Below are 20,218 nucleotides of genomic sequence, written 5' to 3'. Positions count from 1 at the left end.
CAGCACAAGGAGTGCGCCATGCACCGCTATGCTCAGAAAATGCATCAACTGTTGCGGAGTCTGCTGCTTTTGTCATTGCTCACGGCTACAAGCGCCCAGGCGGCGGAAAAAATCGACCTGATCATCGACACTGATCCGGGCGCCGATGACGTGGTTGCGTTGTTGTTCGCCCTGGCATCCCCCGAAGAGCTGCATATTCGGGCGTTGACCACCGTCGCCGGCAACCTGCGCCTGGACAAGACATCCCGCAACGCGCGCCTTGCTCGCGAGTGGGCCGGGCGTGAAGAGGTTCCGGTGTACGCCGGTGCCCCGAAGCCGTTGATGCGCACGCCGATCTACGCCGAAAACATCCATGGCAAGGAAGGTTTGTCCGGTGTCGAGGTGCATGAGCCGAAGAAAGGATTGGCCGAGGGCAATGCCGTCAACTACCTGATCGACACGCTCAAGGCCGCCAAGCCACACAGCATCACCATTGCGATGCTGGGCCCGCAGACCAACCTGGCCCTGGCGCTGGTCCAGGAGCCCGACATCGTCCAGGGCATCAAGGAAGTGGTGATCATGGGCGGCGCGCATTTCAACGGCGGCAATATCACGCCGGTGGCGGAGTTCAACCTGTACGCCGATCCCCAGGCGGCAGAGATAGTCGTCAAAAGCGGGCTGAAGCTGACGTATCTGCCACTGGACGTGACCCACAAGATCCTCACCAGCGAGGCACGCCTCAAGCAGATCGCCGCGCTGAACAACAACGCCAGCAAGCTGGTCGGCAATATTCTCAATGAGTACGTCAAGGGCGATATGGAGCACTACGGCATGACCGGCGGGCCGGTGCATGATGCGACCGTGATCGCCTATCTGCTCAAGCCGCAGTTGTTTACCGGGCGTTCGGTCAATCTGGTGGTGGACAGTCGTGAAGGCCCGACGTTCGGGCAGACGGTCGTCGATTGGTACGACGGCCTCAAGGCGCCCAAGAATGCCTTCTGGGTGAAGGACGGCGATGCCCAGGGGTTCTTCGATCTGTTGACCGAGCGGCTGGCCCGCCTCAAGTAGACCTTCTCGCAGCGACCCCGCAGGCGCCGGCCTGCGGTGGTCTAGTCAACCGCCTCGATAATGCTCGGGTAGCGTTCGAACGCCTGCTGGATGAAGTTCTGAGCGCCTTGCGTCCCGAGCTCTTTCACCAACAACTCGATGCCGATGATTGCCAGTTCCTCAGGGCTGCCCGGGCTGTATGAGCTGTGGCCCTGGGCCCATTTGGCATTGATGGTGGCTTCGATGCTGACGGTGCTCATGGTCGGGCTCGCAGGTTGGGAGATCAGTAGGCTGAGTTAAGCATTTTTGCTTCGGGTTTGGCAGTGCGACTTAGGCATCAGAAGTGCGGTATGCGACACTTGGCTTTTGATTTTTTCGAGGAGCCCTGGCATGCAGATCGACCTGAACAAACCAGATGGACTTACCCTCGACTCGGTTCGCCAATTGCTGGCTTCTGCCAGTGATGACGAGCATACCCAACTGCGAGTGACCAAGGACGGCATCGCCTATCTGTCTTCGGGCATCGTGGGTGGTGCTGAAATCGATGGCCTGCGGTTCCGGCTCGAGACATGGGCGAAAGGGTCAGGCTACGTTGGCCGGGTCGCGGCAAGTGACGAGGTCTGGGTCATGCAGATCTATAACGCGCTGAAGGACAACTGGCCGAACCCACCCTTCGATTACATCGATATCTATTGAGCACCGTTCATATTCAGTCACGATTCAGCTCTGGACTGGCGGTCGTGCTCGGGCAAACTGCCGGTTTTTCCAGTGAGGGCGCAATGATAGCGCCGGTGTTGAAACCAAGCGTCATCCCGGCTGTCGCACGCTCACTACTATCCATCGAAAAAAGGAGGCTTCATGCCTTGGAAGCTCGTGTCATTGAATATTCTGTTGGCCGCCACGTTCTTGAGCGGATGCAGTAGCACGTCGGAGTCGACGCCTGATCCTGTAGCAGCCGAGGCCGGTCATACCCGCTGCGATGCCAAGGCCGCCGAGTTTGCCGTCGGCAAGCAGGCTTCGCCGCAGTTGCTTGAGCAAGCGCGCGCTCGATCCGGCGCGCAGAATGCCCGGATTCTCAAACCCAACGACATGATCACGCTTGAGTACCGCTCCGATCGCCTCAACCTCAACACCGATGCCAAGCTGGTGGTCAATCGGGTGAGCTGCGGCTGACAGGCGGTTTCCAGCAGACCATAAAAACCCCGTCACATGGACGGGGTTTTTTTAGCGCGCCGGGAAATTACTCTGGGCGAACTTGTGCAGCTTGCATACCCTTTTGGCCTTTCTCAGCCACGAAGGAAACGGTCTGGCCTTCTTTCAGGCTTTTGAAACCGTCGCTTTCGATAGCTTTGAAGTGTACGAACAGGTCGTCACCGCCACCTTGAGGAGTGATGAAGCCGAAGCCTTTTTCATCGTTGAACCATTTAACGGTGCCGGTTTGGCGATTAGACATGGTGTATCTCCAAGAAACATATATTTTCAGTGTACTGTGCTGCTCAGGCCAACTGGGCACACCCGGGTATCATAGTCGAAATGTTCGATTTGGGAGCCCCCCGGACGAGCTGTTTGCCAATCAGTCGTGTTTCCTTTACCCCCTGAACCGGCTGGAAGGCCCGGTTTCAAAGGCTTTCAGCCGAACGTAAAGACGATAAAAAAAGCTGTAAAACCTGAATAAATCCTGAAAAAAGCCGCTTATCCAAGCCTTTTCAGCTGTTCCGAGCCGTCTCTGGGGCCTCGATCACTCATTTTTTTGCGGGTGGATTGGCCTTGCATTTGGCGATCTGACCGAGCGCTTTCTGCTGCAGTTCAGGGGTGGCCTTATTGTCCATCAGCGCCTGGATATCGCTCGCCGGGTAGGACTTGATCGCGTCCGCACCACAAGCGCAGTGGGCCTTGGCCGCCGCTGCGCCAATCTGCGGGGTCGCCGCTTGAGTGCACTGTGCCATGTATTTTTCGCGCTCGCCCTTGGGCCATTCGGCGTGGGCACTTAGCGGAAGCAGCAAGGCGAGGGGGGCGACTACTGCCAATAGGGTGTTCAGACGCATGCGGGGATGCTCCTTTGTGGGTCGATGTCTTGTTATCTGAGGCGTAGCAGACGCTTCGGTTCAGCACTCTGGCATAAAAATCGTCAGTTTACGCCGGCTTCGATCCAGGCGCGGCGATGACCGTTCATCTGTGCTAGGATGCCGGGCTCGGGTATTTCTCAGGCTCCGGAGGCAACAGGCCCCGGCGGCGGTAAATGTTCGATCAACCCTGATTTGAATCCCAGTCACTCTGGTTCGGTTTCCCGGTTGGCCGCAAGGCTCCTGCCGCTGTAAGGCAGGCGTTCTTCATTGAACGGCCTGGACTGGATCTTGTACTGGCTCATCCCAACCCACGTGACCTTTGGTAGGGGTCACCACTAGGAGAGGAGGCGCCATGCCAACTATTACTCTTCCCGACGGCAGTCAACGTTCATTCGACCACCCGGTTTCCGTAGCCGAGGTCGCCGCATCCATCGGCGCGGGCCTGGCCAAGGCCACGCTGGCCGGCAAGGTCAACGGCAAGCTGGTCGACGCCAGCGATGTCATCGACAGCGATGCCACGCTGCAAATCATCACGCCCAAGGACGAAGAGGGGCTGGAGATCATTCGCCACTCTTGCGCGCACCTGGTTGGCCATGCGGTCAAGCAGCTGTATCCGAGCGCGAAAATGGTCATCGGTCCGGTCATCGACGAAGGCTTTTATTACGACATCGCCTTCGAGCGTCCTTTTACCCCGGACGACATGGCCGCCATCGAACAGCGCATGCAGCAGTTGATCGAGAAAGACTACGACGTCATCAAGAAGGTCACCCCGCGCGCCGAAGTCATTGAAGTCTTCAAGGCCCGTGGCGAGGACTACAAGCTGCGTCTGGTGGAAGACATGCCGGACGAACAGGCCATGGGCCTGTACTACCACGAAGAATACGTCGACATGTGCCGCGGCCCGCACGTGCCGAACACCCGTTTCCTGAAGTCCTTCAAGCTGACCAAGCTGTCCGGCGCCTACTGGCGTGGCGATGCGAAGAACGAACAGTTGCAGCGCGTCTACGGCACCGCCTGGGCCGACAAGAAGCAGCTGGCGGCCTACATCCAGCGCATCGAGGAAGCGGAAAAACGCGACCACCGCAAGATCGGCAAGCGCCTCGGCCTGTTCCACACCCAGGAAGAATCCCCGGGCATGGTGTTCTGGCACCCGAATGGCTGGACGCTGTATCAGGTGCTCGAGCAATACATGCGCCAGGTCCAGCGCGAAAACGGCTACCTGGAGATCAAGACGCCGCAGGTGGTTGACCGCAGCCTGTGGGAGAAATCCGGGCACTGGGCCAACTACGCCGACAACATGTTCACCACCCAGTCGGAAAACCGCGACTACGCCATTAAACCGATGAACTGCCCGTGCCACGTGCAGGTGTTCAACCAGGGCCTGAAAAGCTACCGTGAGTTGCCGATGCGCCTGGCCGAGTTCGGTGCCTGTCACCGCAATGAGCCATCGGGTGCGCTGCACGGCATCATGCGCGTGCGGGCCTTTACCCAGGACGACGCCCACATCTTCTGCACCGAAGAGCAGATGCAGGCCGAATCCGCCGCGTTCATCAAGCTGACCATGGACGTCTACCGGGACTTCGGCTTCACCGAAGTCGAGATGAAGCTGTCCACTCGTCCGGAAAAACGCGTCGGCTCCGACGAACTGTGGGATCGCGCCGAAGCAGCCCTGGCCGCTGCGCTCGACAGCGCGGGCCTTGCGTACGATCTGCAGCCGGGCGAGGGCGCTTTCTACGGTCCGAAGATCGAATTCTCGCTGAAAGATTGCCTTGGTCGCGTCTGGCAGTGTGGTACCCTGCAGCTCGATTTTAACCTGCCGATCCGTCTGGGCGCTGAATATGTGTCCGAAGACAACAGCCGCAAGCACCCGGTCATGCTTCACCGCGCGATCCTCGGTTCCTTCGAGCGTTTCGTCGGTATCCTGATCGAACACTACGAGGGTGCGTTCCCCGCGTGGCTGGCGCCGACCCAGGCAGTGATCATGAATATCACTGATAAACAGGCAGATTTTGCCGCTGAAGTCGAAAAAACTCTCAACCAAAGCGGATTTCGTGCCAAGTCCGACTTGAGAAATGAAAAGATCGGCTTTAAAATCCGCGAGCATACTTTGCTCAAGGTTCCCTTTCTCTTGGTTATTGGAGATCGGGAGGTCGAGATGCAGACTGTCGCTGTGCGTACTCGTGAAGGTGCTGACCTGGGCTCGATGCCCGTCGCCGAATTCGCTGAGTTTCTCGCGCAAGCGGTTTCCCGGCGTGGTCGCCCAGATTCGGAGTAATTATTATTAAGCGTGAAATGAGACAAGATAAACGAGCTGCACCGAAAGCCCCGATCAACGAGAATATCTCGGCACGCGAGGTTCGGTTAATTGGCGCTGATGGCGAGCAGATTGGCATCGTCTCGATTGATGAAGCGCTTCGTATTGCTGAAGAAGCCAAGCTTGATCTGGTGGAAATTTCCGCGGACGCAGTCCCACCCGTTTGCCGGGTGATGGACTACGGCAAGTCGATCTTCGAAAAGAAGAAGCAGATTGCCGCGGCGAAGAAAAACCAGAAGCAGATTCAGGTAAAAGAAATCAAGTTTCGTCCAGGGACGGAGGAAGGGGATTACCAGGTAAAACTGCGCAACCTGGTACGTTTCCTGAGTGACGGGGACAGGGCCAAGGTATCCTTGCGATTCCGCGGCCGTGAGATGGCCCACCAGGAGCTGGGGATGGAACTCCTCAAGCGGGTTGAACAAGACCTGCTCGAGTACGGTTCGGTCGAACAGCATCCTAAGATGGAAGGACGCCAGCTGATCATGGTCATCGCCCCGAAAAAGAAGAAGTAATCAACAGGGCACGGCAGGCCTTGCGATTATGTTTATCAACTGAATGCGGAGTATCCGAACATGCCAAAGATGAAGACTAAAAGTGGTGCTGCTAAGCGGTTTCTGAAAACTGCTAACGGTATCAAGCACAAGCACGCTTTCAAGAGCCACATCCTGACCAAAATGTCGACCAAGCGTAAGCGTCAACTGCGCGGTAGCAGCTTGCTGCATCCGTCTGACGTGGCAAAAGTCGAGCGCATGCTGCGCCTTCGTTAATTTTTGGATCAAGAATAGAGGAAGTAACTCATGGCTCGTGTAAAGCGTGGCGTCATTGCCCGTAAGCGTCACAAAAAAATTCTGAAACTTGCTAAAGGCTACTACGGCGCGCGTTCCCGCGTATTCCGTGTTGCCAAGCAAGCGGTAATCAAGGCAGGCCAATACGCCTACCGTGACCGTCGTCAGAAAAAACGTCAGTTCCGCGCTCTGTGGATCGCTCGTATCAATGCTGGTGCTCGTGTTAACGGTCTGTCCTACAGCCGTTTCATCGCTGGCCTGAAAAAAGCGTCCATCGAGATCGACCGCAAGGTTCTGGCTGATCTGGCAGTGAACGAAAAAGCGGCGTTTGCTGCGATTGTCGAGAAAGCTAAAGCCACCTTGGCTTAAGTACCCCCGGCAGTCACCAGGGCTCACCTCTGTGGGCCCAGGTGTCAAACGTCTTAAATAGGGGAAGAGCCTTAAAGCTCTTCCCCTATTTTGTATCTGGAGTCTGTACATGGAAAACCTGGACGCGCTGGTCGCTCAAGCACTAGAGGCTGTGCAAAGCGCTGAAGATATCAATGCCCTGGAGCAAATCCGGGTTCACTACCTCGGCAAGAAAGGCGAGTTGACTCAGGTGATGAAGACCCTGGGGAACCTGCCGGCTGAAGAGCGTCCGCAGGTCGGTGCGCTGATCAACGTTGCCAAGGAACGTGTCACAGAGGTCCTCAATGCGCGCAAGGCGTTGTTCGAGGAGGCGGATCTGGCTGCCAAGCTCGCCGCCGAGTCCATCGACGTGACCCTGCCTGGCCGTGGCCAGACTTCCGGTGGCTTGCATCCGGTGACCCGCACCCTGGAGCGCATCGAGCAGTTCTTCACCCATATCGGCTATGGCATCGCCGAAGGCCCTGAGGTCGAAGACGACTACCACAACTTCGAAGCGCTCAACATCCCAGGCCATCACCCGGCCCGGTCGATGCATGACACCTTCTATTTCAATGCGAACATGCTGTTGCGCACCCATACCTCGCCGGTACAGGTCCGCACCATGGAATCGCAGCAGCCGCCGATCCGCATCGTCTGCCCAGGCCGTGTGTACCGCAGCGACTCCGATATCACCCACTCGCCGATGTTCCATCAGGTTGAAGGCCTGCTGGTGGATCGCGACATCAATTTCGCCGACCTGAAAGGCACTATCGAAGAGTTCCTGCGGGTGTTCTTCGAAAAAGAACTGGCCGTGCGTTTCCGCCCTTCGTACTTCCCGTTCACCGAGCCATCGGCGGAAGTCGACATGGAATGCGTGATGTGCAGCGGCAAAGGCTGCCGTGTCTGCAAACAGACCGGCTGGCTGGAAGTCATGGGCTGCGGCATGGTTCATCCGAACGTGCTGCGCATGTCCGGGATCGATCCGGAAGAGTTCTCCGGCTTTGCCTTCGGCATGGGCGTCGAGCGCCTGGCCATGCTGCGTTACGGTGTGAATGACTTGCGCCTGTTCTTCGACAACGACTTGCGATTCCTTGCGCAATTTCGCTAGGTCGCAGTCGGTAACGAATTTATTAAGGGGAGCAGGATGAAATTCAGTGAACAATGGCTGCGCGGCTGGGTAAGCCCGCAGGTAAGCCAGGACGAGCTGGTTGCTCGCCTGTCGATGGCCGGCCTTGAGGTCGATAGCGTGACGCCGGCCGCCGGTGAGTTCAGCGGTGTGGTCGTGGGCGAGGTGCTGAGCACCGAGCAGCACCCGGACGCTGACAAGCTGCGGGTTTGCCAGGTCAACAATGGCGCGGAGACCTTCCAGGTCGTCTGCGGCGCGCCCAACGTGCGCCCGGGCCTGAAGATCCCGTTCGCCATGATCGGCGCCGAACTGCCGGGCGACTTCAAGATCAAGAAAGCCAAGCTGCGCGGCGTCGAATCCAACGGCATGTTGTGCTCCCAGGCCGAGCTGCAGATCGGCGAAGGTAATGACGGCCTGATGGAACTGCCGGCCGACGCACCGGTTGGCCAGGACATTCGTGAATACCTGGGCCTGGACGATGCCAGCATCGAAGTCGACCTGACGCCGAACCGTGGCGACTGCCTGTCCCTCGCCGGTCTGGCGCGCGAAGTGGGCGCCTTGTATGACGCACCGGTAACCCGCCCTGCGGTCGCGGTCGTTCCGGCGGTGCATGATGAAGTGCGCCCGGTTGAAGTTCTCGCGCCGGCCGCATGCCCGCGTTACCTGGGTCGTGTGATCCGCAACGTCGACCTGTCGAAGCCGACCCCGCTGTGGATGGTCGAGCGCCTGCGGCGCGCCGACGTGCGCAGCATCGACGCGGCCGTCGACATCACCAACTATGTGATGCTCGAACTGGGCCAGCCGCTGCACGCGTTCGACCTGGCTGAAATCAACGGCGGCATCCGCGTGCGCATGGCCGACGAAGGCGAGAAGCTGGTACTGCTCGACGGCCAGGAAGTGACCCTGCGCAGCGACACACTGGTGATTGCCGACCACACCCGCGCCCTGGCGATTGCCGGCGTGATGGGCGGCGAGCACAGTGGCGTCTCCAAAACGACCCGTGATGTGTTCCTCGAGAGCGCGTTCTTCGACCAGATCGCCGTCGCTGGCAAGGCCCGTTCGTACGGCCTGCACACCGACGCCTCGCACCGCTACGAGCGTGGCGTGGACTGGCAGCTGGCCCGTGAAGCCATGGAGCGCGCCACTGGCCTGCTGCTGGAAATCACCGGTGGCGAAGCCGGCCCGATCATCGAGACGGTCAGCGAGCAGCATTTGCCGAAGATCGCGCCGGTGACCCTGCGCGCCCAACGCATCACCCAGATGCTGGGCATGGAAATGGACTCGGCCGAAGTCGAGCGCCTGCTTAGCGCCCTGGGTCTGGGCATCCGCGCCGATGGGCAAGGGCAGTGGCAGGTTGAAGTGCCGAGCCACCGCTTCGATATCAGCCTGGAAGTCGACCTGATCGAAGAACTGGCCCGCCTGTACGGCTACAACCGTCTGCCGGTTCGCTACCCGCAAGCCCGTCTGGCTCCACAGGCCAAGGCTGAGGCGCGTAGCGAGCTGCCGGAACTGCGCCGCCTGCTGGTGGCCCGTGGTTATCAGGAAGCGATCACCTACAGCTTCATCGATCCGCGCCAGTTCGAGCTGTTCAGCCCGGGTGTCGAGCCGCTGCTGCTGGCCAACCCGATCTCCAACGACATGGCGGCCATGCGTTCGTCCTTGTGGCCGGGCCTGGTCAAGTCGTTGCAGCACAACCTGAACCGCCAGCAGGACCGCGTGCGTCTTTTCGAAAGTGGCCTGCGCTTCGTTGGGCAACTGGACGGCTTGAAGCAAGAGCCGATGCTGGCCGGTGTCGTCTGTGGCAGCCGCCTGCCGGAAGGCTGGGCGCAAGGTCGCGATGTTGTCGACTTCTTCGACGTAAAAGCTGACGTGGAGGCGGTGCTGGGCTTCGCCGGCGCGCTTGACGCGTTCACCTTCGTGCCGGGCAAGCATCCGGCGCTGCACCCGGGCCAAACCGCACGCATCGAGCGAGACGGGCGCGAAGTCGGTTATGTCGGGGCGATTCACCCTGAATTGTCGAAGACCCTGGGCCTCGATCGTCCGGTCTTCGTTTTCGAGCTGGTGCTGGCCGAAGTCGCTCAAGGAAAAATGCCGAAATTCCAGGAGTTGTCGCGCTTTCCTGAAGTGCGTCGTGACCTTGCCCTGGTGGCCGATGTCAGCGTTGCATCCAGCGACGTACTGGCAGTAATCCGTGAAAATGCAGGCGAATGGCTGACGGACCTCAGGCTATTTGACGTGTATCAGGGTAAAGGCATTGATCCGCATAGAAAAAGCCTTGCAGTCGGCTTGACCTGGCAGCATCCATCGCGCACTCTTAACGACGATGAGGTGAATACCGCAACGCAGAATATCCTCACCTCGCTCGAACACAGGTTGAACGCCACGTTAAGGAAGTGACGTATGGGGGCTCTGACGAAAGCTGAGATGGCGGAACGTCTGTATGAGGAGTTGGGCCTGAATAAACGGGAGGCCAAAGAATTGGTCGAACTGTTTTTCGAAGAAATCAGGCACGCTCTCGAAGACAACGAACAGGTCAAGTTGTCCGGTTTCGGCAATTTCGACCTTCGGGACAAACGCCAGCGGCCTGGCCGCAATCCGAAAACGGGAGAAGAAATCCCGATCACGGCTCGCCGTGTGGTCACCTTTCGTCCAGGGCAGAAGTTGAAGGCCCGAGTTGAGGCTTATGCTGGAACCAAGTCATAACGACGAGCTACCCGTCATTCCAGGCAAACGCTACTTCACCATCGGTGAAGTCAGCGAGCTGTGTGCGGTAAAACCGCACGTGCTGCGCTATTGGGAGCAGGAGTTTCCTCAACTCAACCCGGTCAAGCGCCGCGGAAACCGCCGGTATTATCAGCGCCAGGACGTGCTGATGATCCGCCAGATCCGCGCGTTGCTGTATGACCAGGGGTTCACCATCGGCGGCGCGCGCCTGCGCCTCTCCGGTGATGAGGCCAAAGACGACACAACCCAGTACAAACAAATGATCCGCCAGATGATCGCCGAGCTTGAAGATGTACTGTTGGTGCTCAAGAAATAAATTTCTGCTTTTAAATACTTCCAGTTTTCAAAAGCTTGCGATATATTCCTGAGCGTTCCGTTGAGAAGCGGAACAAGATTCACGCCTAGTCGGGGCGTAGCGCAGTCCGGTAGCGCACTAGCATGGGGTGCTAGGGGTCGAGTGTTCGAATCACTCCGTCCCGACCATATTTTTCAAGGGGTTGCGAGATTTTATCTCGCGGCCTTTTTTATTTTTGGTGTTTGTTACTCCCACGAGTGTCTCGCTCTCACATTTTTGAAAGGTTTCGTGTAATTCATTGTACTGCCCGCGGTCGGGAACTTAGATAATTTTTCCAAAACCCGGCCCAAGAGCCGGGTTTTTGTTGAGGTGACATGGACACTCCTGCTCAACAACTCCATCGATTCTACGTCGACGCAATGCTTGTTCCTGGGGCGCTTACCTTCGCGTTAGTAGTTTTCTTAATGGTTCTTGGTAGAAAACGTCCTGACGTGCCAGGAGTCTGGATTTGGGTGGTGCTTGTTTTAGCTTTTTTCACCATCACCTGTTTACCGCACGCAAAGCAGCTTCTATTTCCAATGCCTTGCACTATCCGGTTTGTTTCCCCGACAGATATGTGCAATTTCGGCCCCGCCGTACGATTGAAAGCAGGCGTGTTGGCAGGGGCTTTAGGCGCAATTATTGCGTTTGTATCGACGAAATCCGTGCTGTTCATACGCCACAGAGCAGGATCGTAGCCCGATACAAACGAAAACAAACCCGACCACCGTGCCGGGTTTTTTATTTCCTGTTTCACCTGTAGCCAGGACAGCCCTCGGGACGACCTGGACGCCGATTAGCCAGACAGTACGGCGTACGGAAATAACACCGGCAGCCCGCGCACCTTGACCTCACGTGCTTTCGGGTTGGCGCGAGACTTGAGCGGCGAGATCGATGCAATAGGGCGTCGACGTTGCGAAGGCCTTCGGCAGACAGCGGGAAAGACTGCGCACCTATTCAGGGCCTCTGCACTCGCAGGTTTTTTTTATGTCTGTTCAACAGGACATGCTCGACCTCGACGACCTTTTCAATTTCTGCGACCTGAGCACTTTCACCCAAAACATTCCCATAGAGTGGGTAGCGTCTGCGCTGATCTATCGAGCCAGGCCGCCATTCGCCGACGATGCCTGCCCGCTGATCAAGTGCTTTGACTGGTGCTCGGCATGGCGCTGTTTCGTGACAAGCCGCTTCACGAGGTGGCCAGACGCTTGAATGTTTGCGCCCAAGGCCTCGCCTCCGAGCACTTGTTGGCCCGAAGCGGCGTAACCGAAGAGCGCAAACGACTCGGCGCCGATCCCGTTGAGTGGCTATTCCGTAAGACCGGTACTCAGTGGGGAGCGCAGCGCTATGACGAGGATGACTGGCACGGTTTGCAGGTGTTCGCCGTGGACGGTACGCTTTTGCGCACACCGGATCCTCCTGAGCTACGAGATCACTTTGGATCGGGAAACACACCGAGTGATCGTCAGACACCTTTTCCCATGATGCGCCTAGTGGCACTGATGAATGTACGCTCGCACCTGATTCTGGACGCTCAATTGGGGCCTTACCGTCGCAGTGAAATGCGCTTGGCCGACGAGTTTTTGCAGCAGATCCCCGATCACTCCGTGATGCTCTTCGATAAAGGATTCTGGGGTGCTGAAATGCCGTCGAGCTTGAGTAACGTCGGAACCCACCGTCATTGGTTGATCCCCGCCAAAAAAGGCACGGTCTGTGAGGAATTGGTTCATTACGGCGAGCACGACCGCTTGGTACGCATGAAGGTCTCACCGCAAGCCAGAAAGCGAAGTCCGGCTCTTGGCACGCACTGGGAAGCCCGCGAAGTCAGCTATGAAATCCAGGGCAGAGTAAAAACGGTCATGACATCGTGCCAGCCACCACCTACAGCACCAAGGTCGTTGCGAAGCTTTATCAGGAGCGCTGGGAAATCGCTGGGCTTCAGGGATATCAAAAGCTCCATGCCTTGGCTCGACCGAACACGCCTGGTCCTCAGACACAGAAATGCAAAGATAGACATATCTCGCGGTCAAGCCGCAGGAGAAAAGGCATGAGCGATTTAACGGATTGGTTGAACGCGCAAAGCCTTGCCGACCTTGCGCGCTTTGCAAGTCGTCCGCCTCAAGAGCTAGGGCAAGTGATCGTTACTAGGCGATGACTGAGACTGCCATGGAGTACATCTACAGCCTCTACTATCCGTTAATGTCCAGTCACCTGTTGGCAGAGGTTTTCCGGATTATGGCAGTTCTTCAGCCGAAACATCTGGTATGTCAAGCAGAGCCTGACGCGTCTTGTTAAGTACGTCATCGACACCTGACAGAGCCAGATCAATGAATGTGTCTGGAATATTTCCCGCTATAAAAGACGATACCAGTGCCATCAGCACGTTGACTTGCATTAATCCCCAAGAGGTTGCTTTTAAGGATCCTAGTGTGTGGTTTCTATCTGCACTAGGATCCCCATGGTTCATCCCTAGAAAATTAGAGGTCATAGCATTATCTTCGCCACTGGGCGAGAGACCCCACTGCCAGTGAGCTATCAGATTTCTGGCTTTGGAGAGCTGGTCATACGTCGAAAGGCATTCGGTTATTCGCTTCGATAGCTCTGGATGAATTTGTGATTCTTTTTCTTTTTTGAACGCTTTTATAAGCTCAATAAGGCCTCCACTTTTCAGTCTTAGAGCTCTCACCATGACCTTTGCTGTAGCCTCATTGATGCCTGATAACGCATGAAACAATGAATAAAGCGAAGGGTCGCATAGCGCGTGATTTATCACGATTTGACCGATCTCTTGCTTCATTGCGTCGGTTGGGCCAGCTTCATAATTCCATGTTGCGCTGTCTTCGTTCACATTGACCTCGAGGTCACACGCGCGCCGAATTGGCGCATCCCAGTCCTTGGGCTTGCGGGTAAAGGGCTGGGGGGAAATCCTTCAGCCTTTAGTTTGGGTTTCGACGATCAGGCGCCACTCAACCTTTTTTGTGTTGGTGTGCTGATGCTTGTTTTGTGGGGGGAAGCGATCGTCTTTGTTTGAGGTGATTTCGTCGCCACATCCCTCGCAACGATAGATTCCAGATACCGGAACAGTGCTTGATATCTGGTAAAGCGTGTCCCAGACGGCGCCGCCTAGGACGGTCTTCGGCGTCTTTTTCAGGTACTGGACTGTCTCTTCGATTACTCGCGCCATAGCGGTGCCGCCTCGGTTGGTTTGGAGGCACAACGCTACTACTTTCGGATCCAATCCAGTTACTGGGCTTTCGTCCAGGCTGGTTATCCCAACAGCCTGACGCTATGCGCGAGGGACTTGCTCAGAGATCGCCAGTATGGAAGACGTTGCAGGAAAGCTATTACCGGTCTTACAGGCGCTTTTGCCCGGATTTCTGGCGACGGTCGTTTTCTATTGGTTGGCAGATGCGAAAAAACCCGCACAGTTTGAGCAGGTGATTCAGGCCTTGATTTGTACCGCGTCGATCAAATTCATTGTCGACGTGGTTGCTGCAGTCGCTCTGTGGGCGGGACAGTGGCATTCGTTCGGTATATGGACAACAAATGTCGCCATCACATGGTCGCTCGCGCTGGCAATCATCATTGGCCTCTCGTTAGCCTATCTTTCCCAGCATGACTTGCTCTATAAATTAGCTCGACGGGTCGGCCTCACCTCTAGGGCATCTGTTGGCGAATGGAGGTTCGCCTTCCTACGATTTTCCGATCGCGGAATTGTGCTCAATCTCAGAGATGGACGTAGGCTAATGGGGTATCCATACGCATGGCCTGCAGAGCCAGAAAATGGACATTTTGTTATGCAGTACCCAACATGGATCGTTGGTGAGGATGCTCAGCCTCAGGACGGAGTATCGTTCCTCATGGTTGCAAATACTGATGTTCAATGGGTCGAATTTCTAGAGCCGCAGGGGAAACCGAAATGAATGATCAAAATGGGCGTCCAATGATCTTGGAGCGCAAGCACGTTAATGACGGAATGAACGTGAATCCTGATCGGACTAGAAGCGTATTACCACCTCAGCCCCCTAAGGCACCACCTCAGGCGCCGACCCCTAAAAAGGATTGAACATCAAGCCCTGCCCACCCGCTGGGCTTTTGATTTCTGATATGGAGTAAAAGTCCGGCGGGCCTTGGCTTGATCGAACTCGCCTCATCCTCAGGCACACCCATAGGTGTGCAAGCGGCGATTGACGTAGTGTGACGCACTCAAGCTTGAGCGGATTGTGCAGATACAACAGAAGTAGAAATTTTCTCTAGGGAATTGGCGTGGCACGTTATTTTAAGAATCCAGAAAGTAATGAAACAGAGGAAGTTGGTGCATTCCAGGTTTTGGCGATCCTTTTTCTTGGCCCGATTTATCTGTTTTTTGCGCAACTCTGGTTCCATCTATTGATCTGGGTAACTGCGATTGGCTTGGGGGTCATAGCGGGCCCACCTTGGATGGGTATACCCGTTATGTGCCTCCCCATTGGATATTGCTTTTTTATCCGCAAAATTGTCGCTGATGTCTATTTGAAGAAGGGCTGGGAAGAAGTACCGGACGCGCCCTGATCTGCCGAGCGCGGAGCATCAGACCCACCGCACCCGCTGGTTTTACGACCGCTTCGCAGCCGAGCGGGAGCAAGCTCCCTCGCCACGGGTCTGCCGTTTCTCTTGGGTGAACAGCGTTAGGCTCCTCAGCCTTTCACCCGCGCAAAACTCACTTCCCCCCAGTCACATCAAGAAACGTCCCCGTCACAAACGAGGCCTCTCCACCCGCCAGCCATAAAATGGCCCGTGCCACTTCCTCCGGTTGGCCGCCTCGACCCATGGGGATCGAATCCTTCACCCGATCAACCCGCCCCGGCTCGCCGCCGCTGGCGTGCATTTCGGTGTAGATGTGTCCGGGGCGAATGCAGTTGACGCGTATGCCTTCCCGGGCCACTTCTTTGGCGAGGCCGATGGTGAAGGTCTCCAAGGCGCCTTTTGATGCCGCGTAATCGACATATTCGTTGGGACTGCCCAGGCGTGCCGATGCCGAAGAGACGTTGATGATCACGCCGCCCGGGCCGTTATGCCGGTATGACATACGCTTGACTGCCTGCTGGGCGCAGAGAATCGGGCCGATGGAGTTGACCGCGAAGATGCGCTGCATGCGCTCGAAGCCAAGGTCTTCCAGGCGTGACTGAGCCGACAGTATCCCCGCGTTATTGACCAGGACGTCGATGCGCCCGAACGCGCGGTCGATGGCCGCGAACAGATCGGCGACCTGTTCGGGATCGGCACTGTCGGCGCGCATGGCCAGCGCGCGACGTCCGAGTGCCTCCACATCCGCGACCACGGCCAGCGCCGCGGGCTCGTTGGCAACGTAGCTGATCGCGACGTCGTAGCCTTGTGCGGCGGCCAGCCGCGCGGTGGCGGCGCCCACTCCGCGACTTCCGCCGGTTATCAGGATCAGCGGTGCCTGCGAGTCGTTGACCATGGTGAATAGCCTTCCTGAGCAGTTGGCTGTGTCAGCCGATGATGATGGTGCCGCTGACGATCACTACGCACGCCAGGATCCGGCGGGCGGTGAGTGTCTCGCCGAGGAAGATGGCGCCGATCAGCGCTGCAAACAGCACGCTGGTTTCGCGCAATGCCGATACCGCCCCCAGGGGCGCTTCGTTCATGGCGTAGATGACGATTCCATAGGCCAGCAAGGAGACCAGCCCGCCGGCCGCGGCGCTGAATATTCCGGGGCGGACGGAGAACAGGCTGCGTGCGTCGCGCAGGCCGATGTAGACCATCGGCATCATCACGCCCCACAAGGCGCACATCCAGACGGTATAGGCGAGCGGCGCGCCGGAGAGCCTGGCACCGATGCCGTCGACGACGCTATAGGCGGCGATGAAACAGCCCGTGCCCAGCGCGTAGGGCAGGCTGGGCACCGACAGTTTGCGGCCCCTGAAGGCCAGGGAAATGATCCCGCCGGACACCAGCGCAATCCCCAGCAGGACGCCGGGGGCGATGCTTTCTCCGGCGAAGACGGCGGCGCCCATGGCGATCAGTGCCGGTGATGAGCCACGGGAAATCGGATAGACCTGTCCCAGGTCGCCGACCCGGTAGCTGCGCACCAGGAACAGGTTGTAGCCGACGTGCAGTACGGCTGAAAGCACCGCATAACCCCAACTGGCGGCAGCCGGTGGGACCATGAATGCTGCGGCGACGACGCAGGTCACGGCGATGGCGATGCACATGATCGTCATTGACCACAGCCGATCGGCACCGCCGCGCAGCAAGGCGTTCCAGCTGGCATGCAGGAGCGCAGCGAAAAGAACCAGTGAGATGATATGGATAGGCATGCGCCATTCTAGGCGGCGCAGATGCCTGTACTACAGCGAAGTCTCCTCATCATTTCATGAGTAAAACCTCATGCATTTTCATAAGCGCGTTGGACGGTCGACGCCTCGCCGATCAACCATTGGCGGAAGCTGACGATATGCGGCTGCGATTCGATGCCCTTGGGACAGACAAAATAGTAGGCCAGCGGTGACGGGAATGGCACGTCGAACAGCCGCACCAGGCGGCCATCGCTGATTTCGCTTTCAACATGCCCGCTGCGCACCAAGGCAACGCCCTGGCCGAGCAGGGCTGCCTCGACCGTCATGTTGGTGTCGCCGAACCTGACGCTTTCCTTGAGTGGCAAGAATTCCAGGCCGACCTTCTCAAACCACATCTCCCATTTCGGCACCAGCTCGGCGCCATCCCGGGTCAGCAACGGGTAGTGCAACAGTTCGGCAGGGCTGCGTGGCGTCCCGAAGCGCTGCAGCAGATCGGGACTCGCCACCGGAAAAACCTGCTCGCCGAAGAGGAATTCCGAATACAGGCCGGGGTAGTTGCCCTTTCCGAGCCGGATTGCCACGTCGGCCTGGGCACTGGAGAAGTGGATGATCTTGTCGGTAGTGTCCAGCGAGACCAACAACTCCGGGTGCAGGCGGGAGAGATTCGGCAAGCGGGGCAGTAGCCATTTCAGTGCGAAGGAATACGTGGTGCTGACTTCGAGTCGAACCCTGCCTTTCTGCTCGCGCAGATCGCCCAGGGTCGCTTCAAGGCTCATGAAAAACTCGCGCACGATGGGCGCCAGCGTGGCCCCCGCGGCGGTGAGGCGCAGTGACTTGCCACGTTCGAACAATTGCAATCCCCAAAGGGATTCCAGGTGCTTGAGCTGGTGACTGACCGCGCTTTGGGTGACATGCAGTTCTTGCGCGGCTGCGGTAAAGGTCGCATGGCGGGTGGCGACTTCAAAGGCTCGTAGTGTAGCGGTCGGCGGCAGGTCTCTCATGTGAAGGGTATCCGGCGATTTCAGGATGCGCGTCATGAGCGCTGGCTCATGATAGAACATCGCCGGCGGCTATGAATGGGACGGCTCACGAAGGGATTGCTGATAATGCGCTTCATCGACCTCGGTCAGGCTCGCATAGCCGTCGTAGTGGTAGATTCGGTGCTTGTCTCGGGCATAACGCTCCGTCAGGAATTCCAAGGTGCCCAGGTCGATACGCTTGGCACTCAGTGGCCGCCGGTGGCAGAACAGTTTGCGTGTACCCAATTGCAGGAAATCGGGATGCGGCACGCGGACTTCGTCAGGCTCGAAAGCCACATCCAGCCACTTGCCTTCCGAGAAGATCAGCGTGGGGCTAACGGCATAAGTACCGAGAATGCGAGTGTCGCAAAGATGCAGCTTTTTTTTCGCCTCGCCGTAGTAATAAACCGCGTCCCGATCCTTGGCCCAACCCTGCCCGCAAGACTCGAAACTGCCTACCTGAGCCTTACGAATCGGTTCAGGGGGATGATAGAAGACCCGGTGGCAGAACACGGTTTTGCCGTCGGTGAGATAGGGGCCGCCGAGTGAGCGGAAGTGCTCAACCGGCTCCTGGGAAAACCGTTCGGGCACTTGCGTCTCGGCGTTATGAAACGGGATCAGATAAAGGCCCTGGGCGTCGCCGCACAGGTGTGTGTCGAGCAATTTGAAACTTGTTGCGTCCAGCCCGTTGATAACGCGGCCATGGAAGTACACCTGGCGGCCGACTTCGAAACCGAGGCCGATGGCTTGTAACGGCGGCGTTTCTGTTTGCGCTTCTGCAGCTTCAGGCGATACCTGCAAACGATGCCACCAGTAACCCTGCAATTGCGGATGAGCCTCGAAGTAGGGCGCCCATGCCTGTTGCATGGCCGCATCGATGATTCCGCCAGAACCCAGCGGACCATTCCTGTCGCCTGCGAGCACAGGCGAGTAATCCAGGTCATCGCCACAGAGCTGGGTCACGACGAAGCTTTCCGCGTCGACATCCAGGCGTTTCTGGCGTTTGTAGACGTGATGTTGATCACGGTAATAATCGAACCCCAAGTGGCGGAAACTCGGGCTGTGGGCGTCACGCAGACGCGTCCCGGCGGCGTAGACGTACAGGTCGTCCACGGCGAAATACTCATCCTCGCTTTCGCTGCTGCCGACCACGCGGCCGCACTCGTCGAACGCCGGATGGCAGTTCTTCAGCAGCCGAAAATCACCAACGTAGCGCAGGGTCTTGCCGGTCAGGTAATAGGCGCGTTGCTGGTCCTTGGCGTAACGTTCGTTAAGCACGGTGAAGGTCGCCAGGTCGGCATTGTCGGTGCGATAGAAGTACTCATAGGCAATGCTCGAACCTTGCTGCGCCTGCACGATGATCGACTGCCCATCGGTTCCCCAGCGTTCGGCGAGCATCCGGAAGTCGTTCGGATTGCTGATCGGCAATGGGGTGCCGTCCTTCTGATGCAGGGGTTTGAAGCCCTTGTAGACCTGGCCGTCAATCACTCGATAGGAAGGGTGGTTGCAATAACGCACCCGCGCCGTCGCGCTGGCGATGAATTTGCCTTGGAGAAAGATACTCACCCCGTCGCTGAACAGGGCAGAGGCTGCCGTCACCGAGGCTGGCGACGATGGCACCGGGGCCAGGCTGGCGGGCTTTGCCTGAAGGATTTCGGTGATTGCGTATTCGCCGAACCAATAGGCGCCGGACGCATCGCGCCAATACTGGTGGCCGAGGTTTTCCAGGGCCTTGTCGAACCGAAACGCCAGGGCCTGGAGCGCGTGATAGCCGTAGCGCTGTTGGTAGGCGGGAAGCAGGTAATAGTCGCGCAAGGCGTCACGCAAAACCCCGGGGTTGCGTCGATGCCGCCAGACCGGTTGGCCGGCAACCAGAGGCGAGGGCGGATAACGCCCGTCACTGGCAGCTTTCGCTATCGCGTCGGGGTGTGCGCCTTCAGGGCTGAGCAGGATGTACACGTCCGGCACTTGCCCGTCGCCCAGCAGCACGCCTTCCAGGAAGGCGAAACCCTGATGCCATTCGAGATCAAGCGGCTCCCACTCGGCGATAGCCGTCTCTACGTCTGTCATGTTGTTGCGACCTGAGCGTTCGATGGTTGGCCAATGATCACGGTTTTACATGCCAGAAGCACACCGTT

Annotated in this window: 22 protein-coding genes, 1 tRNA gene and 1 pseudogene; 15 read left to right on the top strand and 9 right to left on the bottom strand. The window is 57.8% G+C overall.

All coding sequences use genetic code 11. From position 1 onward, the window contains the following. The first annotated feature begins 18 nt into the window (after nucleotides 1-18). The gene (locus J3P94_RS18125) at nucleotides 19-1,047 is read left to right on the top strand and encodes a nucleoside hydrolase (RefSeq protein ID WP_434569079.1); all 1,029 of its coding nucleotides are present in this window, start codon (nucleotides 19-21) and stop codon (nucleotides 1,045-1,047) included. Between the two features lie 41 nt (nucleotides 1,048-1,088). Here J3P94_RS18125 and J3P94_RS18120 read toward each other — a convergent pair whose 3' ends face one another. Next, a complete protein-coding gene (locus J3P94_RS18120) occupies nucleotides 1,089-1,286 on the bottom strand; it encodes a hypothetical protein (protein ID WP_434569078.1) in 198 nt (65 codons plus the stop codon). A gap of 130 nt (nucleotides 1,287-1,416) precedes the next feature. Here J3P94_RS18120 and J3P94_RS18115 point away from each other — a divergent pair, with 130 nt between their 5' ends. Together J3P94_RS18115 and J3P94_RS18110 are read left to right on the top strand one after the other, a co-directional pair. Further along, nucleotides 1,417-1,722, top strand: coding sequence for a hypothetical protein (locus J3P94_RS18115; protein ID WP_434569077.1), 306 nt, complete (start codon nucleotides 1,417-1,419; stop codon nucleotides 1,720-1,722). Nucleotides 1,723-1,884: 162 nt separating this feature from the next. Continuing rightward, nucleotides 1,885-2,199 carry an I78 family peptidase inhibitor gene (locus J3P94_RS18110; protein ID WP_434569076.1) on the top strand — a complete coding sequence of 105 codons (315 nt, stop codon included), beginning with the start codon at nucleotides 1,885-1,887 and terminating at the stop codon, nucleotides 2,197-2,199. 67 nt (nucleotides 2,200-2,266) lie between these two features. Here the strand turns inward: J3P94_RS18110 and J3P94_RS18105 are convergent, their stop codons facing one another. Both J3P94_RS18105 and J3P94_RS18100 read right to left on the bottom strand, forming a co-directional pair. Beyond that, entirely contained in the window at nucleotides 2,267-2,479 is a 213-nt protein-coding gene (locus J3P94_RS18105; protein WP_003179963.1) for a cold-shock protein, read from the bottom strand. A 289-nt stretch (nucleotides 2,480-2,768) separates the two neighbouring features. Next, entirely contained in the window at nucleotides 2,769-3,071 is a 303-nt protein-coding gene (locus J3P94_RS18100; RefSeq protein ID WP_305495662.1) for a hypothetical protein, read from the bottom strand. Nucleotides 3,072-3,444: 373 nt separating this feature from the next. Here J3P94_RS18100 and thrS point away from each other — a divergent pair, with 373 nt between their 5' ends. The 10 genes and pseudogenes from thrS to J3P94_RS18050 all read left to right on the top strand — a co-directional run. Then, nucleotides 3,445-5,367 (top strand): threonine--tRNA ligase, encoded by a 1,923-nt coding sequence (gene thrS / locus J3P94_RS18095; RefSeq protein ID WP_305495660.1) that lies wholly within the window; start codon nucleotides 3,445-3,447, stop codon nucleotides 5,365-5,367. After that, a complete protein-coding gene (gene infC, locus J3P94_RS18090; RefSeq protein ID WP_169432615.1) occupies nucleotides 5,367-5,918 on the top strand; it encodes a translation initiation factor IF-3 in 552 nt (183 codons plus the stop codon). Before thrS ends, infC begins: the two co-directional genes overlap by 1 nt. Before the next feature lie 60 nt (nucleotides 5,919-5,978). Beyond that, complete coding sequence (gene rpmI, locus J3P94_RS18085; protein ID WP_002553160.1) at nucleotides 5,979-6,173, top strand: 50S ribosomal protein L35; 195 nt, start codon at nucleotides 5,979-5,981, stop codon at nucleotides 6,171-6,173. Between the two features lie 30 nt (nucleotides 6,174-6,203). Next, nucleotides 6,204-6,560, top strand: a complete 357-nt coding sequence (gene rplT, locus J3P94_RS18080) for a 50S ribosomal protein L20 (protein WP_002553161.1) — start codon at nucleotides 6,204-6,206, stop codon at nucleotides 6,558-6,560. Between the two features lie 109 nt (nucleotides 6,561-6,669). Further along, nucleotides 6,670-7,686: a phenylalanine--tRNA ligase subunit alpha gene (pheS, locus tag J3P94_RS18075; protein WP_003203624.1), complete on the top strand. Its 1,017-nt coding sequence runs from the start codon at nucleotides 6,670-6,672 to the stop codon at nucleotides 7,684-7,686. A gap of 36 nt (nucleotides 7,687-7,722) precedes the next feature. Then, a complete protein-coding gene (pheT, locus tag J3P94_RS18070) occupies nucleotides 7,723-10,101 on the top strand; it encodes a phenylalanine--tRNA ligase subunit beta (protein WP_434569075.1) in 2,379 nt (792 codons plus the stop codon). Nucleotides 10,102-10,104: 3 nt separating this feature from the next. Next, on the top strand, nucleotides 10,105-10,407 hold the full coding sequence (gene ihfA / locus J3P94_RS18065; protein WP_002553164.1) for an integration host factor subunit alpha: 303 nt from the start codon (nucleotides 10,105-10,107) through the stop codon (nucleotides 10,405-10,407). Further along, nucleotides 10,388-10,744 carry a MerR family transcriptional regulator gene (locus J3P94_RS18060; RefSeq protein WP_223471987.1) on the top strand — a complete coding sequence of 119 codons (357 nt, stop codon included), beginning with the start codon at nucleotides 10,388-10,390 and terminating at the stop codon, nucleotides 10,742-10,744. Before ihfA ends, J3P94_RS18060 begins: the two co-directional genes overlap by 20 nt. Nucleotides 10,745-10,834: 90 nt before the next feature. Next, a tRNA-Pro gene (locus J3P94_RS18055) sits at nucleotides 10,835-10,911 on the top strand. Nucleotides 10,912-11,749: 838 nt separating this feature from the next. Further along, nucleotides 11,750-12,723: pseudogene (locus J3P94_RS18050) on the top strand (IS4 family transposase); the annotation flags it as partial. A 272-nt stretch (nucleotides 12,724-12,995) separates the two neighbouring features. Here J3P94_RS18050 and J3P94_RS18045 read toward each other — a convergent pair. Both J3P94_RS18045 and J3P94_RS18040 read right to left on the bottom strand, forming a co-directional pair. Then, nucleotides 12,996-13,610 carry a hypothetical protein gene (locus J3P94_RS18045; RefSeq protein ID WP_434569074.1) on the bottom strand — a complete coding sequence of 205 codons (615 nt, stop codon included), beginning with the start codon at nucleotides 13,608-13,610 and terminating at the stop codon, nucleotides 12,996-12,998. An 81-nt stretch (nucleotides 13,611-13,691) separates the two neighbouring features. Beyond that, entirely contained in the window at nucleotides 13,692-13,946 is a 255-nt protein-coding gene (locus tag J3P94_RS18040) for a protein L (protein WP_434569073.1), read from the bottom strand. Nucleotides 13,947-14,082: 136 nt separating this feature from the next. Between J3P94_RS18040 and J3P94_RS18035 the strand changes: the two genes are divergently transcribed. After that, nucleotides 14,083-14,685, top strand: coding sequence for a DUF6338 family protein (locus J3P94_RS18035; RefSeq protein WP_434569072.1), 603 nt, complete (start codon nucleotides 14,083-14,085; stop codon nucleotides 14,683-14,685). Nucleotides 14,686-15,028: 343 nt separating this feature from the next. Further along, nucleotides 15,029-15,313: a hypothetical protein gene (locus J3P94_RS18030; protein ID WP_434569071.1), complete on the top strand. Its 285-nt coding sequence runs from the start codon at nucleotides 15,029-15,031 to the stop codon at nucleotides 15,311-15,313. 148 nt (nucleotides 15,314-15,461) lie between these two features. On the opposite strand, the gene J3P94_RS18025 is transcribed toward J3P94_RS18030, so the two are convergent. The 4 genes from J3P94_RS18025 to J3P94_RS18010 form a co-directional block, all read right to left on the bottom strand. Then, a complete protein-coding gene (locus J3P94_RS18025) occupies nucleotides 15,462-16,223 on the bottom strand; it encodes an SDR family oxidoreductase (RefSeq protein WP_434569070.1) in 762 nt (253 codons plus the stop codon). A 31-nt stretch (nucleotides 16,224-16,254) separates the two neighbouring features. Further along, nucleotides 16,255-17,082: an EamA family transporter gene (locus J3P94_RS18020; RefSeq protein ID WP_434569069.1), complete on the bottom strand. Its 828-nt coding sequence runs from the start codon at nucleotides 17,080-17,082 to the stop codon at nucleotides 16,255-16,257. A 68-nt stretch (nucleotides 17,083-17,150) separates the two neighbouring features. After that, entirely contained in the window at nucleotides 17,151-18,062 is a 912-nt protein-coding gene (gene gcvA / locus J3P94_RS18015) for a transcriptional regulator GcvA (protein ID WP_305495621.1), read from the bottom strand. Nucleotides 18,063-18,131: 69 nt separating this feature from the next. Further along, nucleotides 18,132-20,150, bottom strand: a complete 2,019-nt coding sequence (locus J3P94_RS18010) for a DKNYY domain-containing protein (protein WP_434569068.1) — start codon at nucleotides 20,148-20,150, stop codon at nucleotides 18,132-18,134. Nucleotides 20,151-20,218: the final 68 nt, after the last annotated feature.

Origin of the sequence: Pseudomonas sp. Z3-8 (assembly GCF_051131975.1) — a bacterium.
In the GTDB taxonomy this organism is placed as follows: Bacteria; Pseudomonadota; Gammaproteobacteria; order Pseudomonadales; family Pseudomonadaceae; genus Aquipseudomonas.
Note: the sequence above shows the minus strand (reverse complement) of the source record. Positions and strands in the feature narration are given on the sequence as shown.